The 21,870-nt window shown below is 40.0% G+C and carries 20 protein-coding genes; 16 read left to right on the top strand and 4 right to left on the bottom strand.

Translation table 11 applies throughout. The features are described 5' to 3' along the window. Positions 1-153: 153 nt before the first annotated feature. Genes QMA08_RS12730 through QMA08_RS12755 form a run of 6 tightly spaced genes read left to right on the top strand, consistent with a single transcriptional unit; the run spans position 154 to position 5,139 of the window. Entirely contained in the window at positions 154-927 is a 774-nt protein-coding gene (locus tag QMA08_RS12730) for a DUF3450 family protein (RefSeq protein WP_024596704.1), read from the top strand. Then, positions 927-2,252: a MotA/TolQ/ExbB proton channel family protein gene (locus QMA08_RS12735; RefSeq protein WP_182670967.1), complete on the top strand. Its 1,326-nt coding sequence runs from the start codon at positions 927-929 to the stop codon at positions 2,250-2,252. Before QMA08_RS12730 ends, QMA08_RS12735 begins: the two co-directional genes overlap by 1 nt. Continuing rightward, a complete protein-coding gene (locus tag QMA08_RS12740; RefSeq protein WP_290174636.1) occupies positions 2,245-2,625 on the top strand; it encodes a MotA/TolQ/ExbB proton channel family protein in 381 nt (126 codons plus the stop codon). Before QMA08_RS12735 ends, QMA08_RS12740 begins: the two co-directional genes overlap by 8 nt. Before the next feature lie 4 nt (positions 2,626-2,629). After that, a complete protein-coding gene (locus QMA08_RS12745) occupies positions 2,630-3,034 on the top strand; it encodes a biopolymer transporter ExbD (protein WP_036981164.1) in 405 nt (134 codons plus the stop codon). A 1-nt stretch (position 3,035) separates the two neighbouring features. Beyond that, positions 3,036-3,692, top strand: coding sequence for an energy transducer TonB (locus QMA08_RS12750; protein ID WP_193225839.1), 657 nt, complete (start codon positions 3,036-3,038; stop codon positions 3,690-3,692). Between the two features lie 19 nt (positions 3,693-3,711). Beyond that, positions 3,712-5,139, top strand: coding sequence for a tetratricopeptide repeat protein (locus QMA08_RS12755; RefSeq protein WP_290174637.1), 1,428 nt, complete (start codon positions 3,712-3,714; stop codon positions 5,137-5,139). 772 nt (positions 5,140-5,911) lie between these two features. Here the strand turns inward: QMA08_RS12755 and zapE are convergent. After that, positions 5,912-7,021 carry a cell division protein ZapE gene (gene zapE, locus QMA08_RS12760; protein WP_290174638.1) on the bottom strand — a complete coding sequence of 370 codons (1,110 nt, stop codon included), beginning with the start codon at positions 7,019-7,021 and terminating at the stop codon, positions 5,912-5,914. Between the two features lie 59 nt (positions 7,022-7,080). Between zapE and rsuA the strand changes: the two genes are divergently transcribed. The 3 genes from rsuA (at position 7,081) to QMA08_RS12775 (ending at position 9,585) form a co-directional block, all read left to right on the top strand. Continuing rightward, positions 7,081-7,779 (top strand): 16S rRNA pseudouridine(516) synthase RsuA, encoded by a 699-nt coding sequence (gene rsuA, locus QMA08_RS12765; RefSeq protein ID WP_039485514.1) that lies wholly within the window; start codon positions 7,081-7,083, stop codon positions 7,777-7,779. Positions 7,780-7,899: 120 nt separating this feature from the next. After that, on the top strand, positions 7,900-8,553 hold the full coding sequence (gene rluA / locus QMA08_RS12770) for a bifunctional tRNA pseudouridine(32) synthase/23S rRNA pseudouridine(746) synthase RluA (RefSeq protein WP_272451076.1): 654 nt from the start codon (positions 7,900-7,902) through the stop codon (positions 8,551-8,553). A gap of 81 nt (positions 8,554-8,634) precedes the next feature. Beyond that, complete coding sequence (locus QMA08_RS12775; protein ID WP_290174639.1) at positions 8,635-9,585, top strand: DUF3530 family protein; 951 nt, start codon at positions 8,635-8,637, stop codon at positions 9,583-9,585. Here QMA08_RS12775 and djlA read toward each other — a convergent pair. The 3 genes from djlA to QMA08_RS12790 are packed head-to-tail and all read right to left on the bottom strand — an operon-like array spanning position 9,568 to position 12,120. Then, positions 9,568-10,434, bottom strand: a complete 867-nt coding sequence (gene djlA, locus QMA08_RS12780) for a co-chaperone DjlA (protein ID WP_002960826.1) — start codon at positions 10,432-10,434, stop codon at positions 9,568-9,570. The genes QMA08_RS12775 and djlA overlap by 18 nt on opposite strands. 31 nt (positions 10,435-10,465) lie before the next feature. Further along, entirely contained in the window at positions 10,466-11,122 is a 657-nt protein-coding gene (gene murU, locus QMA08_RS12785) for an N-acetylmuramate alpha-1-phosphate uridylyltransferase MurU (RefSeq protein ID WP_272451073.1), read from the bottom strand. Further along, entirely contained in the window at positions 11,119-12,120 is a 1,002-nt protein-coding gene (locus QMA08_RS12790; protein WP_272451072.1) for a phosphotransferase, read from the bottom strand. Before QMA08_RS12790 ends, murU begins: the two co-directional genes overlap by 4 nt. A 100-nt stretch (positions 12,121-12,220) precedes the next feature. Here QMA08_RS12790 and lptD point away from each other — a divergent pair, with 100 nt between their 5' ends. The 7 genes from lptD (at position 12,221) to QMA08_RS12825 (ending at position 20,950) form a co-directional block, all read left to right on the top strand. Further along, positions 12,221-14,473: an LPS assembly protein LptD gene (gene lptD / locus QMA08_RS12795; RefSeq protein WP_039485527.1), complete on the top strand. Its 2,253-nt coding sequence runs from the start codon at positions 12,221-12,223 to the stop codon at positions 14,471-14,473. Between the two features lie 30 nt (positions 14,474-14,503). Continuing rightward, positions 14,504-15,799, top strand: coding sequence for a peptidylprolyl isomerase SurA (surA, locus tag QMA08_RS12800; protein WP_002960833.1), 1,296 nt, complete (start codon positions 14,504-14,506; stop codon positions 15,797-15,799). Between the two features lie 2 nt (positions 15,800-15,801). After that, positions 15,802-16,794, top strand: coding sequence for a 4-hydroxythreonine-4-phosphate dehydrogenase PdxA (gene pdxA / locus QMA08_RS12805; protein ID WP_024589800.1), 993 nt, complete (start codon positions 15,802-15,804; stop codon positions 16,792-16,794). Further along, positions 16,791-17,597 (top strand): 16S rRNA (adenine(1518)-N(6)/adenine(1519)-N(6))-dimethyltransferase RsmA, encoded by an 807-nt coding sequence (gene rsmA / locus QMA08_RS12810; protein ID WP_002960838.1) that lies wholly within the window; start codon positions 16,791-16,793, stop codon positions 17,595-17,597. The genes pdxA and rsmA overlap by 4 nt, the downstream gene beginning before the upstream one ends. Then, on the top strand, positions 17,581-17,970 hold the full coding sequence (gene apaG, locus QMA08_RS12815; protein ID WP_002960839.1) for a Co2+/Mg2+ efflux protein ApaG: 390 nt from the start codon (positions 17,581-17,583) through the stop codon (positions 17,968-17,970). The genes rsmA and apaG overlap by 17 nt, the downstream gene beginning before the upstream one ends. Positions 17,971-17,978: 8 nt before the next feature. After that, positions 17,979-18,797 (top strand): symmetrical bis(5'-nucleosyl)-tetraphosphatase, encoded by an 819-nt coding sequence (locus QMA08_RS12820; protein WP_290174640.1) that lies wholly within the window; start codon positions 17,979-17,981, stop codon positions 18,795-18,797. Positions 18,798-18,934: 137 nt separating this feature from the next. Continuing rightward, entirely contained in the window at positions 18,935-20,950 is a 2,016-nt protein-coding gene (locus tag QMA08_RS12825; protein ID WP_290174641.1) for a methyl-accepting chemotaxis protein, read from the top strand. Positions 20,951-21,870: the final 920 nt, after the last annotated feature.

A 21,870-nucleotide genomic window follows, 5' to 3' on the forward strand; every position in this document is an offset into this window, starting at 1 on the left:
GCGAAATCCTACCACTCAAACAACGCAATGTAAACGATAACTGTTATCAATTGCATTGTTATGTGAATTCCTATATTGTATACACACTCAAAAATTAACAGTAATTACGTCCTTGTAATTGCTCGTCGTAACTTTCAGGATTGTTGTTAAGTAATGCGAAGCTTAATTAAACCAATTAGCGTAGTTATCGCGCTTTGTAGCACTATGGCAGTAAAAGCCGACACTGTTAGTGAGCTAGAACAACTCGTTAATAAATGGCTACAAATAGAAAATCAAAACACAGAATTAAATACTCATTGGCTTGAACAAAAAAGCAGTATGGAGCAAACCTTAACGCTTCTTAATGCCGAGCAGCAGCAACTTAGCGAGCTTAATCAGCGTAGAAAAAAAAGCACCAGTGAGCTTGCCCAAAAACGCGAACAGCTTGTAACTCAGCAATCAGAACTTGAAAATGATCAACAGCAATTAAATGATCAACTAGCACGTATTTCTGGGCAATTACTTTCATTACAAGTGCAGCTCCCCCCGCCACTTTTGAGTAGTTGGAAAAACGCCGGTGATTTAAGCGATTCAAAACTCAGTACAACTGACAAATTACAAACAGCACTAAAAATGCTGACTCTACTTAATGATTTTCAACAACGTATTTCTATTCACGAAATGGCTATTAAACATCCTGACGGGCAAGAAGTATGGGTTAAGCAGCTTTATTTAGGTGCAGCTCAAGCATGGTTTGTAAGTGAAGACTTAAGTTATGTAGGTATTGGTTTTCCAAGTGATTTAGGTTGGCAGTGGGAGTTTGATTCAAGCATTAATGCAGAACAAGTTGCACTGGGTATTGCTGTACAGCAAAAAAAGCGCGCTGCTGATTGGGTAACACTCCCAATATTAAGTTATGTAAATAAAAACCAGCAAGGGGCTAAATAATGGCTACTAACAGCATAATTAAAGTATTTAGCGCCACAGTTTTACTTTTTAGTGCAAACATATCTTTTGCAGCTAGCAGTGATGATGCTAAACAAAGTATTTTAAGTGATATTAAAACAGCACAACGTACTCTAAGTAAAACTCAAAATAGTATTTCAAAAGAGCAAGCTACCCTTGCAAAGCAAATTTTTACCAAGCAGCAATCGCTCAGTAAATTACGCGAACAAGCCGCCGTTAATCGCCGCCTAGCTGACGAAAACACATTAAGCCTTGATCAGTTACAAACCCGATTAGACACTTGGCAACAGCAGCAGCAATATCAATTAAACTTACTTAGCCGTTTTGTACGCCAAAACACCAGCAATAGTGCTAGCAGTAACGAGTCGGCTAATAGCCAAAACGAGTTATTAAGCCGTGTTGTATCGCTAATTAATAATCAAGAGCAGGCACTTTATCCACAGTTAAAAAAACAATCGGTTGTGCTAAGTAATGGCGAATTAAGCCAAGCTAATACCCTTCAAGTCGGGCCTGTTGCATGGTTTAGTACGCAAACACCTAAACTTATGGGTTTATTAAATTTAGATGATGAATCTAATGCATTAAAAGTAGCGTTAGTACAATCAACAAGTGACGACAACCCACTCGATAATACTTTAAAGCAAAACGGTGTAGGCTCTACATTACTTACTTTTGATCCTAGTTTAACGCACTTAGTAACTAGCCAAGCCCAACAAGAAAGTCCGCTTGAACACCTAGAAAAAGGCGGTTTATGGGCTATCCCTATTATTTTATTTGCCTGCTTTGCACTTACCATTGCACTATTAAAAGCCGCACAGCTACTACGTTTAAGTAAAATTAAAATGCACTCTCAAATGCAATTACAGCAACTTTTTAAAGCTGAAAATAGCAGTGAATTTGCAGGCATGCAGCAGCAGCTATTTAACTTAACGCTGCAAAGCGAAAAAGGCCAAGTACGAGACGATCAATTATTTAATCAGTTAATTCATGATAAGCATAAACTCGATAACTTTATTGGCGCTATTGCAGTTACTGCAGCAGTAGCCCCACTACTCGGGTTATTAGGCACTGTTAGTGGCATGATCGAAACTTTTAAAATGATGACCTTGTTTGGCTCAGGCGACCCAGAAGTTGTATCGGGCGGTATTGCACAAGCACTTATAACAACCGAACTGGGTTTAGTCGTGGCCATACCAGCACTCGTTTTAAATGCGCTGTTATCGCGTAAAGCAAAAGCGTATTACAGCCAACTAGAAGGCTTTGCATTACAGCTAAGCCAACTAGAAAAAGGAGATAACAATGTTTGAAAAAATAGTTAGTAACCCTATTTGCTGGTGTATTCTTTTACTCGCTTTATTTGTATACCAGCTGATTTTTCATGACTTACTGCACCTTAAACAATACCAAGCGCAGCGCAAAGGTTATTGGCAAGAAGTTAGCTCTATTTTAATTGCAGCGCTTCCGCTACTTGGTTTATTAGGCACCATTGTTGGTTTGCTTGATACATTTAAAGTAATGGCGCTGGGCCATAACGAGTTAATGAGCGACGCCATTGGTGACGCATTGCTAACAACTCAATTGGGCCTTGTGTGCGCTATTCCTGCGTGGTTAATGCAAGCTTACTTAGCATATTCGCAGCGTAATCCTAAATTACATACGTTAAGTAAACAGTTAGGGTAACACTATGCAATCACGATTAAAGCACAAGCTAGAGCAAGAAGCGGGGCAACATATTGATATGTCGCCGCTACTTGATGTGGTATTTATATTGCTAATATTTTTTATTGTTACAACCGTATTTGTGCGCGAAAGCGGCGTTGAGGTTGATAAACCACAAGCCGTATCGGCCAGTCGTCTTGAGCAGCAAGTTATATTTTTAGCAATAACCGACAACCAACAGGTATTTTTTGATGGCAGCCAAATTGGTGTTGCTGGTGTGCGTAGTAGTGTCGAGCAAATGTTAAAACAGCAACAACGCCCTGTGGTTATTCAAGCTGATAAAACAGTACCTACTGAGTTACTTGTTCAAGTAATTGACGAAGCAAAGCTGGCAGGCGCAGCGCAAGTTAACTTAGCTACGAAACAATAATATGCACACGATTAACCCGCTTCAAAAAACAAAAAACAATCGCCATCCGCTGTTTGCATTTGGCCTTAGCCTCATTGTGCTTAGTGCTGCATTACTGCTTTTATGGCTTGGGCAACTTGCAGAGCATCATATACAAGACAAAGTGGTTGTACGTGAGATTGCCATGGTGGCACTGCCACCTCCGCCACCTCCATCAATATCGCAACAGCAAACAAATGAGCCAATGCAAAGCTTAGCGGTAGAAGGTGCCGGCGCGTCAATTCAAGCCGTAAAAATTAAGATAAAGAGTGATATAAGTATTGTAAAACCCGATACACCTAACGTAAAAGTAAGCGCGCCACAATGGCAATCAATGAGTGTAAATTGGGATGCATTTAGCTTAAATCAACTCGATGGTCTCCCCACTTTACTTACTCCCGTCAAAGCCGTTTTACCAAAAAGCTTAACCCGCCGAGGTGTTGATGTATTTACTGTAAAACTCGATGTATTTATTGATGAAAGTGGCAAGTTAAGTTTAATTGAGGTAGTACAAAACCCATACCCTGAACTTAAACCAGCTATCGACAAAATTATTAAACAAAGCCGCTTTAGTGCACCTAAAAAAGAAGGTGAAACCGTACGCGCTCGCTTTATTTGGCCAATCGAATTTAAACCTTAAGCCTATTAAAATGAAAAATATGAATATATTTAAAACGCTAAAACCATTAACTCGCGCAGTTATCACTACTTTAATGTGCTCACTCCCTTTATTAGGTGTAAGTAGCGTGCATGCAAGCGCTGCTAGTACGCCATTAAAAAGTGCGCCACTAAAAGTAACGTTATCGCCTAGCGATCCAACATGGCAGTTGGCTATAAATAATAAATTACTAGGCCCTACAGAGGTCCTTATTGAACCGACCGAGCGCGGTTTTGCTCGCCAAGTGCAACCACTTTTACAAGCAGGTAATTACAGTGAAGTCGCTGCGCTATTTAAAGGCCGTGATATAAGCCAAGATAGCACTGCTTTAAACTTATTACGTGCACAAGTACTGCTTTCAACAAAAGACTTTAATAACGCTGAACTAGCTTACTTAGCGTGTTTAAAAGCCTCACCTGATTTAGTAAAAGCACACCAAGGTTTGAGCCTTTTATACATGCAACAAGCAAAGTATGACAAAGCACAAACACACTTAGTACGCACTATTGAACTTGGCCAAGCTGATGCACAAAGTTATGCGCAACTTGCTTATATACACGTGCAGCATAGCCAACCTTGGAGCGCAGTAGCGGCGTACCGCCAAGCACTGATGCTAGCGCCAGAAACAAGCCAATATCAACAAGGGCTATTGTTTGCGTTAATTGAATCGGGTGATTTAAGCCAGGCAAGTGCATTATTAAAAGAATTACTCAATAAAACCCCTGATAAAGCTGAACTTTGGTTGCAACGTGCACAAATAGCGTTACAACTTGATCAAAAAAAGCAAGCGCTTGCTGCTATTGAAGTGGCCTTAAAACTCAACCCTAAAGATACCAGTAACCAGCTTTTAGCAGCCCAGCTGCATTTAACTGAAGGCAGCACTGAACGCGCTGTGAGTTTATTAAAGCAAGGTTTAAAACACGCCACTAAACAGCAGCAAGTTGAGGTTATTAATACCACGATGCAAACTTTAGGCTGGCTTGTATCTCAACAAAAATGGGATTTAGCTAAAGATCTAATAGGCAGCGCAAGAAGATTAACTAAGCAACTACCCCGTGATGAACAGGCCCAGTTTTCTGTATACAGCGCACAAATTGCTATGCAACAAGGTAATACTAAACGTGCTCTTAAAAGCTTAAATAACGCACTTAAAATAAACCCGAATTTAGGTGATGCCCTACTTAGTTTAGCAAGTATATATCGTAGTAAAGGTCAACTTACCCAAGCTAAACTTATGTATGTTCGTGCACAAGCTCTACCTGATTACCAACTATCGGCGTGGCTTGGATTATCGCAAATAGCAATTGACTCTAAAGACTACCCGAGTGCGCTAAAGCATCTTAGAAAAGCATTACAAGCCAACCCACAACGCCAGGATTTAATTACTAATATTCGCGCCCTTGAGAATATAGTACGCCAAGAAGGGTAAGTTTAACACCGTGGTTAAACTGACTTGTAGACGCACAACTTGCTGGCGTGACGAGCAAAGCTCGTAATTTCTATGCTTTAATGTTTTCTCATTTACTCCTCTTTGTGAAATAAGATCTTAAGTGATTTATTCACAAAGAGGTTGAGAAGGCGCTGCGCTTTAGAGAAACCAATAAGTAAGCAAAGTAATCAGTTATGTATATTAAAAGCTGCGCTTTTCGCGTGAGCAAGCTAAACGCCTACAATTAAAACTTAACGCTGTGGTTAAATTACGTGTAGACGCGCAGCTTGCTGGCGTAACGAGCAAAGCTCGTAATTTCTATGTTTTAATGTCTTCTCATTTACTCCTCTTTTGCTTCTCTTTGTGCAATAAGATCTTAAGGGATTTATTCACAAAGAGGTTTAGAGGGCGCTGCGCTTTAGAGAAACCAATAAGTAGCAAAGTAATCAGTTATAAATATTAAAAGCTGTGCTTTTCGCGTGAGCAAGCTAAACGCCTACCGGTAAAATTTGACGCCGTGGTTAAATTTACTTGTAGACGCACAGCTTGCTGGCGTGACGAGCAAAGCTCGTAATTTCTATGTTTTAATGTCTTCTCATTTACTCCTCTTTTACTTCTCTTTGTGCAATAAGGTTTTAAGTGATTTATTCACAAAGAGGTTTAGAGGGCGCTTCGCTTTAGAGAAACCAATAAGTAGCAAAGTAATCAGTTATAAATATTAAAAGCTGCGCTTTTCGCGTGAGCAAGCTCGTTTACAATATATATTAAAGCGTTACCAATTTTGCATTTCGACTATGCGTGATTGCGTGCGCGCATATTCAAAGCTCAACTTTTTACCTTTATATAAATGTTCAATGTCGGTTTGCGCATTTATCACCAGCAATTTATGGCAATCGTAAAATTCATCGACTAAGGCAATGAAGCGCCGTGCTTCGTCGTCAAAAGTGTGCTCATCAAGCGTTTGTTTTTCGCGTTGATAACTATCTTCTATACCGTGAACAATAACTTTACCCGTTGCTTTAACACCCATTTGCGGCACATTCGATACATATAACACATCAAATTGCGTTGCTAAAAACATATAATCGTTAGCACTACGAGGGCCTGAGCATAACGCCATAAAATCAATCATCAAGGCGTTTTCTGCTTTTAATAAATAAGGTAAATCGCGCCCATGCACACTAACTGTATTGCTGCATGTTACAGCCGGATACGAAGCTAAAAACTTACTTTCAAAATCGTGATTTGATAAATTAATAAAATAGTGACGACTGTTTTTACCATATCTAAAGCGGTGATCGTCCTCCCCTGCCACGTTAATTATATGGCAATGGTTATTAATTAAATCAATCGTAGGTAAAAATCGCGCCCGTTGCAGGCCGTTGTAATAAAGCTGCTCTGGCTTTGCGTTCGATGTGGCCACCAGCACAACACCTTGTTCAAACAACGCATTAAACAATCTGGCCATAATCATGGCATCGCCAATGTCGCTCACAAAAAACTCGTCAAAACACAGTACTCGAATATTTTTAGCCCACTGTTTTGCAATTAGAATAAGTGGATTTTTTTGACCTTGTAGCTGTGAAAGTTGGGTATGCACTTGTGCTATAAAATGATGAAAATGCAGTCGCTGCTTTTGCTCAATAGGTAGGTTTTTATAAAATAAATCCATTAACATGGATTTACCACGCCCTACGGGTCCATATAAATAAATGCCTTTTATTAAGGGCGCTTTTTGCCACCATGATGTGTGAGCTTGAAGTTGCTCGCTTAGCGTATTTAAAGCTTCCACCGCATTTTGCTGCGCTGCATCAAAACACAGTTCACCCGTGTCTATTTTTGCTTGGTAAAGGCTTAAAATTTGTGTGCTGTGCACTGTCATGGTATTTCACTATCGGCTATAATCGCGCCCATTGTAGCCGACTAAAAATGTGAACCAAAATGAAATTCCCTTGCCGCTTAGATAAATTTATTAGCCACTTAGCTGAAATACCGCGCACCCAAGCTCGCGCTAGTATTAAGCGAAAAGAAGTAAGCGTGAATGGCGAAATAATCACATCACATAATTTTCAGCTAGCCCAACAAGATGAAGTACTGCACCAAGGTACGCCTTTGGTATTTTTAGGTAAGCGCTATTACATGCTAAATAAACCTGTTGGCTATGTATGCGCTAACAGCGATGAGCTACATAAAACCGTTTTTGACTTACTTGATGAGCCAAATATGAGCGATTTTCACGTGGCAGGCCGCCTTGATATAGATACCACAGGGTTAGTTATTATTACTAATGATGGCGATTGGTCACATAAAATTACGTCGCCTAAAAGCAATAAATTTAAAACCTACCTAGTAGAAACTCAAGAGCCTATTACCGATGAAGCACTTGAGCAATTACGTACAGGTGTCATGCTGCATAACGAAAAAGATTTAACCCGCCCAGCTATTGCCGAGCGACTTGCTAATTACGGACTGCGTTTATCAATAAGTGAAGGTAAGTATCATCAAGTTAAGCGTATGCTTTACGCGGTAGATAACAAAGTGGTTGAGTTACATCGCGAGCAGATTGCAGGGATTACCCTAGATGAAAACTTGGCTAGTGGTGAATATCGATTATTAACACCCGAAGAAATTAAGTTATAAAAGCGCTTTAAAGAAGCCTAAGGCTTGGACTATTAGTTAAAACAATATAGCCAAACTTTTACTTGAGCCTGTTGGCTTGCTCTACTAAAATAGCGCCCTTCAAAATTACTAAGGTCGGCCGTGTTAGTTAACTACAATCCCCCTATGAGTCCGTATTTAACGATACTTTTTCAGGATGACGACTTACTGATAGTTAATAAACCAAGTGAGTTATTAACTGTCCCAGGTAAAGATCCTAAACATGCCGACAGCTTAATTAATCGTGTTAATCGTGTTTTTCCAACAGCAAGAATAGTGCACCGCTTAGATATGGCGACTTCTGGCATACTGTGCCTTGCCATGAATAAAGCAGCGCACAGACATTTAAGTATGCAGTTTCAAGAGCGCGAAACAGCTAAACGTTACATAGCACGTATATTCGGACACCTTGAAGCTGAAACAGGATCAGTAGATCTACCCCTTATTTGTGATTGGCCTAATCGCCCTAAACAAATGGTTGATCACGACAGAGGTAAACCTTCACTTACGCATTTTAAAATACTTGAGCGTGAAGAAAATGCAACCCGTGTAGAGCTAACCCCCATCACTGGTCGCTCGCATCAGTTACGTGTGCATATGTTAAGCTTGGGTCACCCTATTTTAGGTGACAGGCTTTACGCCCATAAAGAGGCACTTGCTGCGGCTCCTCGCTTACAGTTACATGCACAAATGCTGCAATTAAAGCACCCCGTAACTGAGCAAGTACTTACTTTTGAAGCTGAGCCAGAATTTTAACCGGCGCAAATACTTCGTAAATTATTAAACTTTTAGATAACCTTGCCGATACCTAACTAATTGTCATTAGTTAGGTGCGTTATGCTATTTACACGGTTTTTAAAAAGGGCTTTTTATATACAGCTCAGCTGTGCCCTACTTTTAGCTAACCCTGCCTGCGCGGCTGAACATATTGCCCCACCTAGTCTATCAAGTATTGAAAATAGCGATATAGAGCGACTACTTCCAAGTGATGAAATAAAGCCAATATTAGCGGGAGAAACAGAATTTTTAAGCCTTTACAGCGAATATATGAGTAGTAATTTTAGAGGTATCGTAATACTTATACCCGATTGGCATTCTTCACCTACCAATAACTCAGGTATGGGCTACTTGCGTAAAGAGCTTAATAATTTAGGCTACAGCACCTACGCAATGACAGTACCCGACATTGATTGGCAAGCAAGTAAACTGGGCGAAGCAATGCCCAGCGAAACCGAAGCTGCGCCTAGTAAAGCCGATGAACCTGCATCACCCGACACAGCAACAAACGCACAATCACAGCCTGCAAAAATCAAAGAAGAACCTCATTACGTAAAGGCAATTGAAAAAGTAACTGACGACATACTTGATAACTATAAAATAAATCTCATTTCTCGGTTTAATGCGCTGTATCAAAACGCTATGGAAGATTCGAGTAATATAGTGGTTATTGCACAAGGTACTAGTGCGGGTGTGTTGTTGGAGTACTATGCAGATTTTCCAGATGAGAGACTAGATGCGTTTATAAGTTTAAGCAGTTACTTACCTAATACTAAGCGTAACGAAAGTTTGAGCCAAACAGCGTCACTTGTTACACCCGCCTTGCTTGATATTTACTACGCAAATGACAGCACAGACATTTTAATGAGCCTTAAAAGTCGTCAGCGCTGGGTTGAGCGAAATGCAAAGTTTGATTACCGCCAACGCCAATTGTTTGGCCTGCGCGATCAACCAGGTCAACACGCACGCCTAACAAAAGAAATAGACGGTTTTTTACGCCGACTTTTTTAAATACTCATAAGCGGCTTGAATATCTTGGCTCTTTTTAACAGCCAATTCCATCATGTGCTTTGGTAAACCTTGCGATACTAATTTATCTGGATGATGTTGCGACATAAGTTTACGGTACGCTACTTTTATATCACGCTGCGTTGCATCGCTATTTAAGCCTAATAAAGCCAATGCTTGCGCACGGTTCATATTATTATTTGGCGGTACATGATGGCCAGAACCCTCACGATAGCTACTACTTTGACCTTGGCTTTGTTGCTGTTGATTAAAGCGCTGTTGTTGCTTTCTAAAGTTAAACTCAGCTTGATAACGTTTTAATACAAATGCAAAGTGTGTTTTAGAAATGCCTAGCTGTTTACTTACTTCTGCTAATAATTGCTTTTCTTGTTCGGCTAATACCCCGTCAGAAAACGCCATTTGAATTTGTATTTCTAAAAACAACTGTATTAGATCGTTTCGTTTAGCAAAGCGTTCTTTAAAATCGTGTACTGTTTCTTTAAGTGAAAAGTCGCTCTCTTTACCTGACTGAAATGCATGTTGTGCTTCGCGGCGTTCTTCGCCCTTTAAGCCCATTTCGTCCATGAACAAGTTAGCCGCTTTTATGTGTATTTCGCTCACTCGGCCATTCGATTTTGCAATGTGCCCCATAACAGCAAAGCAGCTTGAAAAGAATAAAGCTTGGCGCTCGTGAACATCGTCACCACTAAATAAGCTAGAAAAACCGCCTGCTTTATCAAAGTTATTTTTTAAGCTTTTATCAAATAAATGACCTAGGTATAAACCTAAAATAGCACCAAATATTTTGCCAAACATAAAGCCAAAACAAAAACCGAGAATTTTTCCCCACATCTATAATACTGCCTTCTTAAAAATTGAGTTGTTACGCCTCAAGGCGCGTGTTTAATTGGTTTAAACGCTCTGGTGTACCAATGTCATCCCACTGCCCTATATAGAGCTCAGTAGAGACTAAATGTTCATTTAGCTTTTCACGTAAAATAGGCCCTAAAGGGCGAATACCTTGCGTTAATCCTTTAAAAAAATCAGCCTGATATCGGCCAATCCCCGAAAAGGTATATTTTTGACTCTCGGCCGATAAATGGCTCAATGCAAAGTCGCCATCTGGATTGTGTGGCGGGTTTTCTATAAGCACTATGTGCGCCTCACCGGGTTGTAAATGAAGCTGCATTAGCGCACTTACATCGTAGTCGGTGTATACATCGCCATTTATTACAATGAACGATTCACCCAACAACGGTAACGCTTCAATAATACCGCCGGCTGTTTCAAGGCCACCTTCAACTTCTTGGCTATAAAGTATATTTACGCCAAATTGACTGCCATCTTTAAAGTAGTCTTTTATTTTATCACCCTGCCACGCAAGGTTTATTACAATATCGGTAATGCCGGCTGCTTTAAGGTTATTTATATGGTGCTCAATAAGTGGTTTTTCAGCCACTTTTAACATTGGCTTTGGCATATTTTGCGTAAGCGGCATCATACGCTGTCCGCGCCCTGCAGCTAAAATCATCGCTTTCATGAGCGCTCCTTTGCCAACTTTTCAGTCACTTTTGGCACTATGATATTTTTTGTCCACTCACTCAATGCTTTAAGCTCTGGGTAATTAGCTGCTACTTCAATAATGTAATCAAGCGTCGGTAAAATATTATCTAAATAACCTGTTTTACCATCGCGTAAATACAACCGACAAAATATACCCGCAGCTTTTAAGTGGCGCTGTAATCCGGTTAAATCAAACCAATATTTAAACTCATCGAATGAAGTGTTAGTCAGTAAATTTTGAGCTGTAAATTCTTGATAAGCAAAATCAAGTAAACTTGTTAATTCTTGCTCTGGCAATTTAAAGTAGCAATCGCGCAGTAGCGATACTAAATCGTAGCAAAGCGGCCCGCGTACAGCATCTTGATAATCTATAATGGCCCACTGGCCGTCACTATTCATAATATTACGGCTATGGTAATCACGATGAACGGTAACCGTAGGTTGCTCAAGCATCGCCTTTATTAATAGCTCTGAACTTGTTTGCCACATTATTTTTTGTTCGGTACTGAGTGACTCATTAATAAAGTCGCTTACTAACCACTGGCTAAATATATCAAGCTCTAGCTTTATAAAATCTTCGTTATACGCTTGCATAGCAGAAGCTGTGGGCGTTTTTGCCCACTGAGCACTTAAATTAATTAATGCTTGGTAATGCTCGGTGCGATTTGCATCATCAAGCATGTCAGCTAGGTGCGTACTGCCTAAATCACTGAGAATAAAAAAGCCCTGTTTCTCATCGCTTGCAATAATAGTGGGAAGTAAAAAACCTTGCTCAACAAACACCTGGTTTAGCGAAATGTAAGGTTCGTTATTCACTTTTTTTGGATCTGAGTCCATCACTATTAAATGTTTATTATCGTGATTTAAACGATAATAACGGCGAAAGCTAGCATCACCCGTGATCGCGTTTAAAGTATGCGACTTGGCATTAAGGTGTGTGTTTATAAATTGTTGTAAATTCTCAAAGCGTGTCATTTTATTAGATATCTATTTTTATAGGTCAATTACTGTAATTGCCATTATTTTCCTTTATTATGTGTATATTATATTAAACACAAAGTATTAAGGTCGATAAATGAGCAAAACCTGGGGCATATTGATGCTAAGCGTAGTTAGCGCACCATCGCTTGCCGAAACTGAACTGGCACACAACCTTTGTGGCATTTCAATGCAAACCAGAGCTTGGCAACCACTTGAAGGCCTTAACCTTGGTGAAGTTGATATCCAAGCTGATGATGTTGAGCTACTTGGCACTCAAAGCGCTGAATTTACCGGCAATGTTGATATTAACACCCTTAAGATGAGTTTGTCCGCACAAACTGCGTTGATAGACAAACAGCGTGGTTTATTAAATGCAACGGGGCCAATTACTTATCAAGACTACGTAAGTAAAGTAAACAGCACCGGATTAAATGCCGATTTAAATAATTCAGAAGTCAGTTTGTTAGGCGCCGACTACAGCCTAACCGAACAACAAGGTAAAGGCGGCGCTGAAAAGCTCACTGTTAATCAGTCTGGCCTATTACTCATGAATGCAAGCTTTACTACTTGCCCAAGTGACACCCCAGCATGGGAAATTGAAGCTGACGAAATAAACCTTTCACGCGAAGAAGGCTGGGGCGAAACATATAACGCCGTATTGCGTATTTTAGATACACCGGTTTTATATTTACCTTATTTTACATTCCCGCTGGATGAGCGCCGTAAATCGGGCTTACTTACCCCGACTATTTCAAGCTCTGACAAATACGGACTTGAAACAATTACGCCATATTATTTAAATATCGCACCTAATTTTGATGCCACTATTACGCCTCGTTATATGTCTAACAAAGGGCTGCAATTACAAACAGAGTTTAGATACCTAACAGAGCAACACGAAGGCTTAGTAGGAATTGAATACTTAGATAGTGATGATTCTGAGCCTGATTTAAATGAACGCTACATGTTTCATTGGCAACAGCAAAGCTACCTAGGTGAAAACTGGCGCGCAAACGTTGATGTAACCAATGTGAGCGATGATAACTACATCACCGACTTAACTTCAAACTACGCAAGTAAAACCGATACTCAATTGTATCGTACTGGTTCACTTACCCATTTAGGTGATACATGGCGCACCGATATTAAAGTGCAAAACTTTGAAGTACTCGGCGATCACTTAGAGTCATACACTGCAATACCACAAGTTAATTTTACGCAAACAGCGCCTTGGCGTTTTGATAATTTTGACTTTAGTGTGTCGGGCGAAATCAGCCATTTTACTAATGATTCATCAGAAGTGGCCATAGACAGCGCAACTCGTGTACACGTAGAGCCAAAAGCACGCTACAACTACGCTACGCATGCGTGGTCATTTTTGTCTGAAGTGAGCTTATTACAAACTAATTATAAGCAAAGCGGAAACTTAACCGGCACGCAATATAGCGATACCGTATCGCGTACTATTCCTAAAGTACGTTTGTATTCTCAGCTTAATTTTGAGCGTGACGCATCTTACTTTTTTGAAGATGGTATACAAACACTAGAGCCACAAATTCAGTATTTATATACACCTAATAAAGATCAGTCAGATATTGGCTTGTTTGATACAACCAAACTGCAAGATGATTATTATGGTTTATTTAGAGACGTGCGCTTTTCGGGTGTTGACCGTATAGCAGCTGCTAATCAGTTTACTTTAGGTGCTACAACGCGCTTATTTGATAAAAAACAAGAAGAAGTGTTTAACTTTAGTGCGGGCCAAATATTTTATTTAAGTGACGATGCTAAGCCAACAGAGCAAGGCTTAAACTCAGACACTAATTATAATGCACTATTTGCAGCTCAAACCATGTTACATTGGCACCGCCGTTGGTACCTCGCTGGAGGTATTCAATATGATACAGACGGCAAGCAAATGGTACAGTCAAATGTAACGCTTGATTATAAAGGTGATAATAATCAGCTAGTACAATTGAACCATCGCTATGCAAATGATGTCTCAGGAAATACAATCGAGCAAGCAGGTGTATTTACAAGTATTCCTATTAGCGACGAATGGCAATTTATTGCGAGCTATCATCGAGATCTTGAAAACAACAGAAGTATCGAAGTATTGAGCGGATTACAGTATGAATCATGCTGTTGGGCTATCCAAATTACTGGCCATCGCCAAATTGAAACTGATTTAAATCAGTCAATAGGACAAGAACAAGCAACTTTTGATTCAGGTATTAGTTTGAATTTTGTATTAAAAGGACTTGGCAGTAAAAGCCGTTATGATGCACAAAAATTATTACAACAAGGTATTTTTGGCTATCGTAGACCGTATTTTCTTAGTAACTAGAGTACTATCAGCAAGAGTAGTAAAAAGAATATGAATTTAAAAAAATTATTAACATCAGCAGTTTTAAGTGCCAGCCTTTGTCAAAGTGTAATGGCTGCACCAGTAGAAATAGATAAAGTTATTGGCGTTGTAAACCAAGGCGTAATTTTAAAAAGCGAAGTAGACACCATAATTGATCGTGTTAAAAAGCAAGCACAAGAACAAGGCCAGCAATTACCAAAAGATGAAACACTTCGTGTACAAGCTGTAGAGCGTTTAGTTAATCAAGCGCTTATGATGCAAATGGCTGAGCGTATGGGGTTACAAATCTCAGACAGCCAACTCGATCAAACTCTCGCTAACATGGCAAAAGAGCAAGGCGGAACAATCGCCGACTTACGCCGCACTATTGAAGGTTCGGGCGAAAGCTTTCAAGCTTACCGTGAAGAAATTCGTAAAGAAATCACAACGCAGCAAGTAACACGTGCAAGCGTTGATCGTCGTATTTATATTAGCGAACAAGAAGTTGATAACCTTTTAAAAATTATGGAAACCCAAGGTCAAAGTGCTGAAGAGTACGACATTGGTCATATTTTAATAGATATCCCTAACGATGCGACAGCTGACGAAATTGCTGATGCAAAAACACGTGCAGATAAGGTTATTGAGCTATTAAACGATGGCCAAGAGTTTAAGCGTATTGCTATTTCATCATCAAGCGGCTCTAAAGCACTTGAAGGTGGACAACTTGGTTACATGGGCATTAACGAAATGCCATCGCTTTTTGCTGAAGCAGTAAAAGGCCAAAAGAAAGGTGCTATTGTTGGCCCACTTCGCTCTGGTGCTGGTTTTCATATCATTAAAGTACAAGACGTTCGTGGTCTACAAGTTGTAGAAACAACTGAAGTACGTTCACGCCATATACTTATTAAACCTTCAATTATTTTAAGTGAAGAAAAAGCACGCTCAATGCTTGCAGGCTTTGCAAAAGACTTACGTGCAGGAACAGCCGACTTTGGTGAACTTGCTAAAGAGTACTCAGAAGATCCAGGCTCTGCACTTAAAGGTGGCGAGTACGATTGGACAGATCCAACTACCTACGTACCTGCGTTTAAAGATACATTACTTTCTCTTAAAGAAAATGAAATAAGCGAACCGTTTAGAACACAGTTTGGTTGGCATATTGTACAGTTACTTGGCAAACGTGTAGCTGATAAAACTGAACTAGCTAAACGTAACCGTGCTCACGGTATGTTGTTTAACCGTAAATTTAAGGAAGAAAGTTTTAACTGGCAGCAAGAAATGCGCGAGCAAGCTCACGTTGAAATTTTCCCTATAGACCAATAAATATGACTCTAAGAATTGCTATTACACCGGGTGAACCAGCCGGTATTGGCCCAGATTTGCTACTCACGCTTGCTCAGCAAGCGTGGGACGCTCAACTAATAGCGATTGCTGATGGCAAACTATTAAAAGAGCGTGCAAAGCATTTAGGCTTAACAATAAATTTAATTGAATTTGATGATAATGCCCCCGCCATAGCAGCACCTGCAGGCAGTTTGTATATTCATCAGGTTGATTTAGGTGCGGATGTAGAGCTTGGCGTACTAAATGATGGTAACGGCCAATACGTGTTAGATACCTTGCGTATAGCAAGTGAAAAAAACATGGATGGCACGTTCGATGCGGTTGTTACGGGCCCTGTTCACAAAGGCATTATTAACAAAGCGGGCATTTCATTTAGCGGACACACTGAGTATTTTGCGCAGCAATCAAATACTGCAGATGTAGTTATGATGCTTGCAACTGAAGGTTTACGCGTTGCACTTGTAACCACGCATATTCCACTTGCGTATGTATCGCGTGCCATTACTCCTGAGCGCTTAACTAAAGTAGCGGGTATTTTAAATCACGACCTACAAACTAAGTTTGGGATAGAAAAACCACGTATTTTAGTGTGTGGCTTAAACCCACATGCAGGTGAAGATGGCCATTTAGGCCGTGAAGAAATAGAAACAATCACCCCAACGCTTGAAATACTTAGAAGCGAAGGGATGAATTTAATTGGCCCACTACCGGCCGATACCTTATTTCAACATAAATACCTGTCTGAAGCAGATGCAGTACTTGCTATGTATCACGATCAGGGATTACCTGTGCTAAAATACAAAGGATTTGGTAAATCGGTAAATATTACCCTTGGCTTACCATTTATCCGCACCTCAGTTGACCACGGTACTGCACTCGATTTAGCAGGGACTGGTACAGCTGACGTTGGCAGTTTTGAATTAGCGATCCGCGAAGCAATTAAGCTCGCCCAAGAAAAAGCACAAAATCAATGACCGATAAAGTACATTTAGGACACCGCGCTCGTAAGCGTTTTGGGCAAAACTTTTTATTTGATGAATCTATCATCGATAAAATAGTCTCTGCGATTGATCCTAAACCAGAAGACAACTTAGTAGAAATTGGCCCCGGCCTTGGCGCAATTACTGAGCCAGTAGCCGACTTAAGCGGCCATTTAACGGTTGTTGAATTAGATAAAGACTTAGCACAACGATTAATTGAACACCCATTTTTGGGTCCTAAATTAACCGTTAACCAAGGCGATGCAATGACGTTTGACTTTGCAAGCTTGGTTCGCGATGACAAAAAATTAAAAGTGTTTGGTAACTTACCTTACAATATTTCGACACCGTTATTGTTTCATCTTTTTGAATTTTCAGATCATATTGAGCACATGCACTTTATGCTTCAAAAAGAAGTAGTAAAACGCATGGTAGCAGGCCCAGGTAGTAAAACATTTGGCCGCTTAAGCGTAATGACTCAATACTACTGTAATGCGATGCCGGTTGTTGAAGTACCACCTGAGTGCTTTAAACCAGCGCCAAAAGTTGACTCTGCTGTTATTCGTTTAATACCTAAAAAGCCAGAGCAACGTACAGCAAAAAGCGTTAAAATTTTAAACACCGTGTGTTTAGAAGCATTTAACCAGCGCCGCAAAACGCTACGTAATAGTTTAGGTAACTTACTTACCGCAGAAGAACTAACTAGCATTGGCATTGATATAACGCTGCGTGCTGAGCGCTTATCTTTACAACAATTTATTGATATAGCTAACTGGATTTATGACAACAAGCAGTAACATTGGATCGCCTGTAAAGGTATCTGTAGAAACATTTTACGTAGAAGGTCAATCTCAACCTGAGCTTGAAAAATACGTATTTGCTTACTCGGTAACAATTAAAAACCATAGTTTATGCAGTGCAAAATTACTGAGCCGCTATTGGTTAATTACCGATGCAAATGGCAAACAAGTAGAAGTTGAAGGCGAAGGCGTTGTTGGCGAAATGCCAGATATTGGCCCAGGCGAAAGCTATAAATACACCAGCGGTGCAATTTTAGATACACCTGTAGGCACTATGCAAGGCCATTACACATTACGCAACGAGTTTGGCTCTGAGTTTCAGGCGCCTATTAATGTGTTTCGTTTGGCTTGCCCTAACATTTTGCATTAAGCACTTAGATGGCAGATTATGCGATAGGTGATTTACAAGGGTGTTTTAGTGAATTTAACACCCTTTTACAACGGGTTGATTTTAACCCAAGTAAAGATCACCTATATTTAGTTGGCGACATAGTTGCTCGCGGGCCAGACTCCCTAGCCTGCTTAGACTATATTTACCAACATCAAAATAGCATGACCATCACTTTAGGCAATCACGACCTTCACATGGTTGCCTGCTACTTTCTTAACAAACCCACTAATCCAAAAGATAAATTAAACCCAATATTTGAAAGCCCTAAATTGGCTAACTACATCGCTTTTTTACAAACCCAGCCATTGGCTTTAGAGCTTATAAAACATAACTGTTTTATATCTCACGCGGGGTTAAATCCCGATTGGCCTGTTGAAGATGCGCTAAAACAAGCTCAATTTGCACAAAGCTGTTATCAATCAAGTAACGCAAAAGCGTTTTTTGAACACATGTATCAGGCTCACCCCGCAAAGTGGTCTAACACCCTTGATGACTTTGCAAAGTTTAGATACATAGTTAATTACTTTACCCGCATGCGTTTTTTAACAAGTGATAACAAACTCGAGCTTAATGCAAAGGGCGCAATAACCGACAGCGAAACCCTCACTCCTTGGTTTAACCACCCCAATATAGCTAAATCTAAACACGATATTATTTTTGGCCACTGGGCCGCACTTGAAGGTAGAACAGGTAATTCACGGGTTCACGCCCTAGATACAGGCTGCGTATGGGGTAACACCATGACCCTAATGGAGCTGAGTACTAAAAAAGTAATTGTAGAAAAATCCCACCTTTCGTCTAAATAAACTGAAAAAAAACAATACATCTGTTAGATTTATCAATTAATAGTTAAAATTAATTAAAGTAATTGATTTTAATTACTTAACTTATTGGTACAAACGCCGATAAGTCTTAATTGAAGTACTTTTTGAGTGGAAATCTTATGAACCTGACAGTAAGCCAGCGTATTTGGGGTGGTTTTATATTTATCACACTATTATTATTAATAATTGGTGGTAATTCCTTAATAAAAATTGCAAATATTGACCGTTCCACTCAAAAAGTGAACCAACTATCACTCCCAGCATTAAATAAAAGCTCTGAGCTACAAGCCGAATTTATTTTAATGAGTAAAGCCGCACAAGCGAGTTTTTACACGACATCAGCCAGTGAACTTGCGCCAATAAAAGCACAGGTCCTTGAACAAAAACAATTGTTCAACACGCTGCACCGAGAGCTTCAAGATGTAGTAAAAAACGATGCTGCACTTAATCAAAGCAGCCAAAATGTAGAAAAAACTTATTTAAGCTTTTTAAGCACCGTTGAAAATTTATTAGAAGACAAAGGCAAGCAACTAGCATTAAATAAAACATTAAAAGCACAATTAGAAAATATAGAACTAAGTGCAGAAGATGCTAACTCTGTTGTACTCGACATTACCGACATTGATGGGTTTGAACAAAACCACCCTCGCGCTTATCAAGCTGCAAATAATTTAGAAAACAACTTTATGTCGGTAGTTAGTAACAGCACCGACATGCTGACTGTTAAAACGCTTAACACTCTCGATATTGTTAAAAACGAACAAACGTATTACCTTGAAGAAGTAATCCGTACCGTTGACTTAATTAAGCCAGCAATAGAGCAAACGCATAGCGACTTATATTCAAGCCTAAAAGAGTATGTTGATATTTTAGAAAATAACATCAAGGGCAGTAACAGCTTAGCGGCAAACAAAAAACGTTTAATTGATTCGATTACGCTTACGCAATCAGAGCTTGCACAGTCAGAGCAAGCCACCAAAATGGCACTTAACCAAATTGACGAGCTAGTTAATCAAGCGAGTGACGTTGCGTTTAAATTACAACAAGGTGTGCGCAGCGATGTAGACTCAGCTAATTTATGGACCTGGGTTGGTATGGTTATAGCCACCATTTTAGCAATTGTGATTGCCATTATTACTGTTAGCCGCATTACTAAACCACTTGCCGAAGTGAATCGCATTTTAGATATTGTTGCCAGTGGCGACATGACACAACGTTTAGACGACAGCGCTCAAGACGAGTTTGGCGAACTATCTAAAAGTTGTAATACACTAATTGACAGCCTACGTAGCCTAATTAAAGGTATTATTTCGCGCTCTACTCAGCTTGCAGCAGCATCAGAGCAAACATCGGCCATTACCTCAGAATCAAGCCAAGCAATTCGTAACCAGCAAGCACAAGTTGAACAAGCAGCTACTGCAACAACCGAAATGAGCAGTACATCGCAAACAGTTAGTAACAGCGCTCAACAAGCGCTTAGCGAAATTAAAAATGCTGATAAAGAAGCTGAACGCGTTAAAGGTATTTCGAATAACAATAAAGCCACGATTGAACAGCTAGCACGTGAAGTAGACGACGCCTCACAAGTCATTAATAAACTGCATCAAGATAGCGCATCAATAGGCAGCATTTTAGATGTAATACGCGGAATAGCGGATCAAACGAACCTACTTGCACTAAATGCCGCAATTGAAGCTGCGCGAGCTGGTGAATACGGCCGAGGCTTTGCTGTTGTAGCTGACGAAGTACGCTCTCTAGCGAGTAAAACTCAAGAGTCGACCCAAGAGATACAATCAATGATTGAGTCGCTACAAACAGGCGCAGAGGCTGCGGTAACGGCTATGAGCAAAGGTAAGCAACGTGCGGTATCGTGTGTTGAACAAACCGACCTAGCAAGTAGCGCACTTGATTCGATTACATTTGCAGTTTCGCAAGCTCACGACGTAAGTGAAGAAATTTCGACTGCAGCACTTGAGCAACAGCAAGTAGCACAAGAAATTAGCGAACGCCTTGAGTCGATTGTAGCCATCGCAGAGCAAACAGCCGAAGGCGCAAACCAAACTAATATTTCAAGTTCAGAAGTAGCAAAACTTGCTGAAGAGCTTCGCTTGTCGGTAGACGAATTTAAAGTTTAAGTTTAAGTTTAAGTTTAAGTTTAAGTTTAAGTTTAAGTTTAAGTTTATTAAAACAATTAAAAAACCCCGATGGTACACAGTACCATCGGGTTTTTTGTTTATAAGACCTTTAAAAGTGAGGTGTAAAACCTCACCGGTAAGCGCCGCTCTTACTCACGTAAGAACGCAATTTTAAACATTTATATTACCTACTTTTGCCTTCACTAAAGCGCAGCGCCCTCTTAACCTCTTTGTGAATAAATTACTTAAAACCCTATTGCACAAAGAGAAGTAAAAGAGGAGTAAATGAGAAAACATTAAAGCATAGAAATTACGAGCTTTGCTCGTCACGCCAGCAAGCTGCGCGTCTACAAGTAAATTTAACCACAGCATCAAACTTTCCAGGTAGGCGTGAAGCTTGCTCACGCGAAAAGCGCAGCTTTTAATATTTATTACTAATAGCTTACCTACTTATGGCTTCTCTAAAGCGAAGCGCCCTCTTAACCTCTTTGTGAATAAATTACTTAAAACCTTGTTGAACAAAGAGAAGCAAAAGAGGAGTAAATGAGAAGAGAATAAAGCACTGAAATTACGAGCTTTGCTCGTCACGCCAGCAAGCTGCGCGTCTACAAGTAAATTTACCCACAGCGTCAAACTTTCCCGGTAGGCGTGAAGCTTGCTCACGCGAAAAGCGCTGTTTTTAATATTTATTACTAATAACTTACCCACTTTTGGCTTCTCTAAAGCGAAGCGCCCTCTTAACCTCTTTGTGAATAAATCCCTTAAAACCTTATTGCACAAAGAGGAGTAAATGAGAAGAGAATAAAGCCCCCTTAGCCTCTTTGTGAATAAATCACCTAAAAACCTTATTGCACAAAGAGAAGTAAATGAGAAGACATTAAAACAATAGTAATTATGTATTTTTACTTCTCTAAAGCGCA

This window comes from Pseudoalteromonas sp. APC 3355, assembly GCF_030407615.1.
GTDB lineage: Bacteria > Pseudomonadota > Gammaproteobacteria > Enterobacterales > Alteromonadaceae > Pseudoalteromonas > Pseudoalteromonas distincta.

Bases quoted from the DNA above. Each gene is read 5' to 3' on its own strand.
- murU (WP_272451073.1), bottom strand. From the start codon at position 11,122: ATGAAAGCGATGATTTTAGCTGCAGGGCGCGGACAGCGTATGATGCCG.
- QMA08_RS12735 (WP_182670967.1), top strand. From the start codon at position 927: ATGGCTACTAACAGCATAATTAAAGTATTTAGCGCCACAGTTTTACTT.
- zapE (WP_290174638.1), bottom strand. From the start codon at position 7,021: ATGACAGTGCACAGCACACAAATTTTAAGCCTTTACCAAGCAAAAATA.
- djlA (WP_002960826.1), bottom strand. From the start codon at position 10,434: ATGTGGGGAAAAATTCTCGGTTTTTGTTTTGGCTTTATGTTTGGCAAA.
- QMA08_RS12790 (WP_272451072.1), bottom strand. From the start codon at position 12,120: ATGACACGCTTTGAGAATTTACAACAATTTATAAACACACACCTTAAT.
- lptD (WP_039485527.1), top strand. From the start codon at position 12,221: ATGAGCAAAACCTGGGGCATATTGATGCTAAGCGTAGTTAGCGCACCA.
- QMA08_RS12825 (WP_290174641.1), top strand. From the start codon at position 18,935: ATGAACCTGACAGTAAGCCAGCGTATTTGGGGTGGTTTTATATTTATC.
- apaG (WP_002960839.1), top strand. From the start codon at position 17,581: ATGACAACAAGCAGTAACATTGGATCGCCTGTAAAGGTATCTGTAGAA.
- surA (WP_002960833.1), top strand. From the start codon at position 14,504: ATGAATTTAAAAAAATTATTAACATCAGCAGTTTTAAGTGCCAGCCTT.
- QMA08_RS12750 (WP_193225839.1), top strand. From the start codon at position 3,036: ATGCACACGATTAACCCGCTTCAAAAAACAAAAAACAATCGCCATCCG.
- QMA08_RS12730 (WP_024596704.1), top strand. From the start codon at position 154: ATGCGAAGCTTAATTAAACCAATTAGCGTAGTTATCGCGCTTTGTAGC.
- QMA08_RS12820 (WP_290174640.1), top strand. From the start codon at position 17,979: ATGGCAGATTATGCGATAGGTGATTTACAAGGGTGTTTTAGTGAATTT.
- QMA08_RS12755 (WP_290174637.1), top strand. From the start codon at position 3,712: ATGAATATATTTAAAACGCTAAAACCATTAACTCGCGCAGTTATCACT.
- QMA08_RS12745 (WP_036981164.1), top strand. From the start codon at position 2,630: ATGCAATCACGATTAAAGCACAAGCTAGAGCAAGAAGCGGGGCAACAT.
- pdxA (WP_024589800.1), top strand. From the start codon at position 15,802: ATGACTCTAAGAATTGCTATTACACCGGGTGAACCAGCCGGTATTGGC.
- rsuA (WP_039485514.1), top strand. From the start codon at position 7,081: ATGAAATTCCCTTGCCGCTTAGATAAATTTATTAGCCACTTAGCTGAA.
- QMA08_RS12775 (WP_290174639.1), top strand. From the start codon at position 8,635: ATGCTATTTACACGGTTTTTAAAAAGGGCTTTTTATATACAGCTCAGC.
- QMA08_RS12740 (WP_290174636.1), top strand. From the start codon at position 2,245: ATGTTTGAAAAAATAGTTAGTAACCCTATTTGCTGGTGTATTCTTTTA.
- rsmA (WP_002960838.1), top strand. From the start codon at position 16,791: ATGACCGATAAAGTACATTTAGGACACCGCGCTCGTAAGCGTTTTGGG.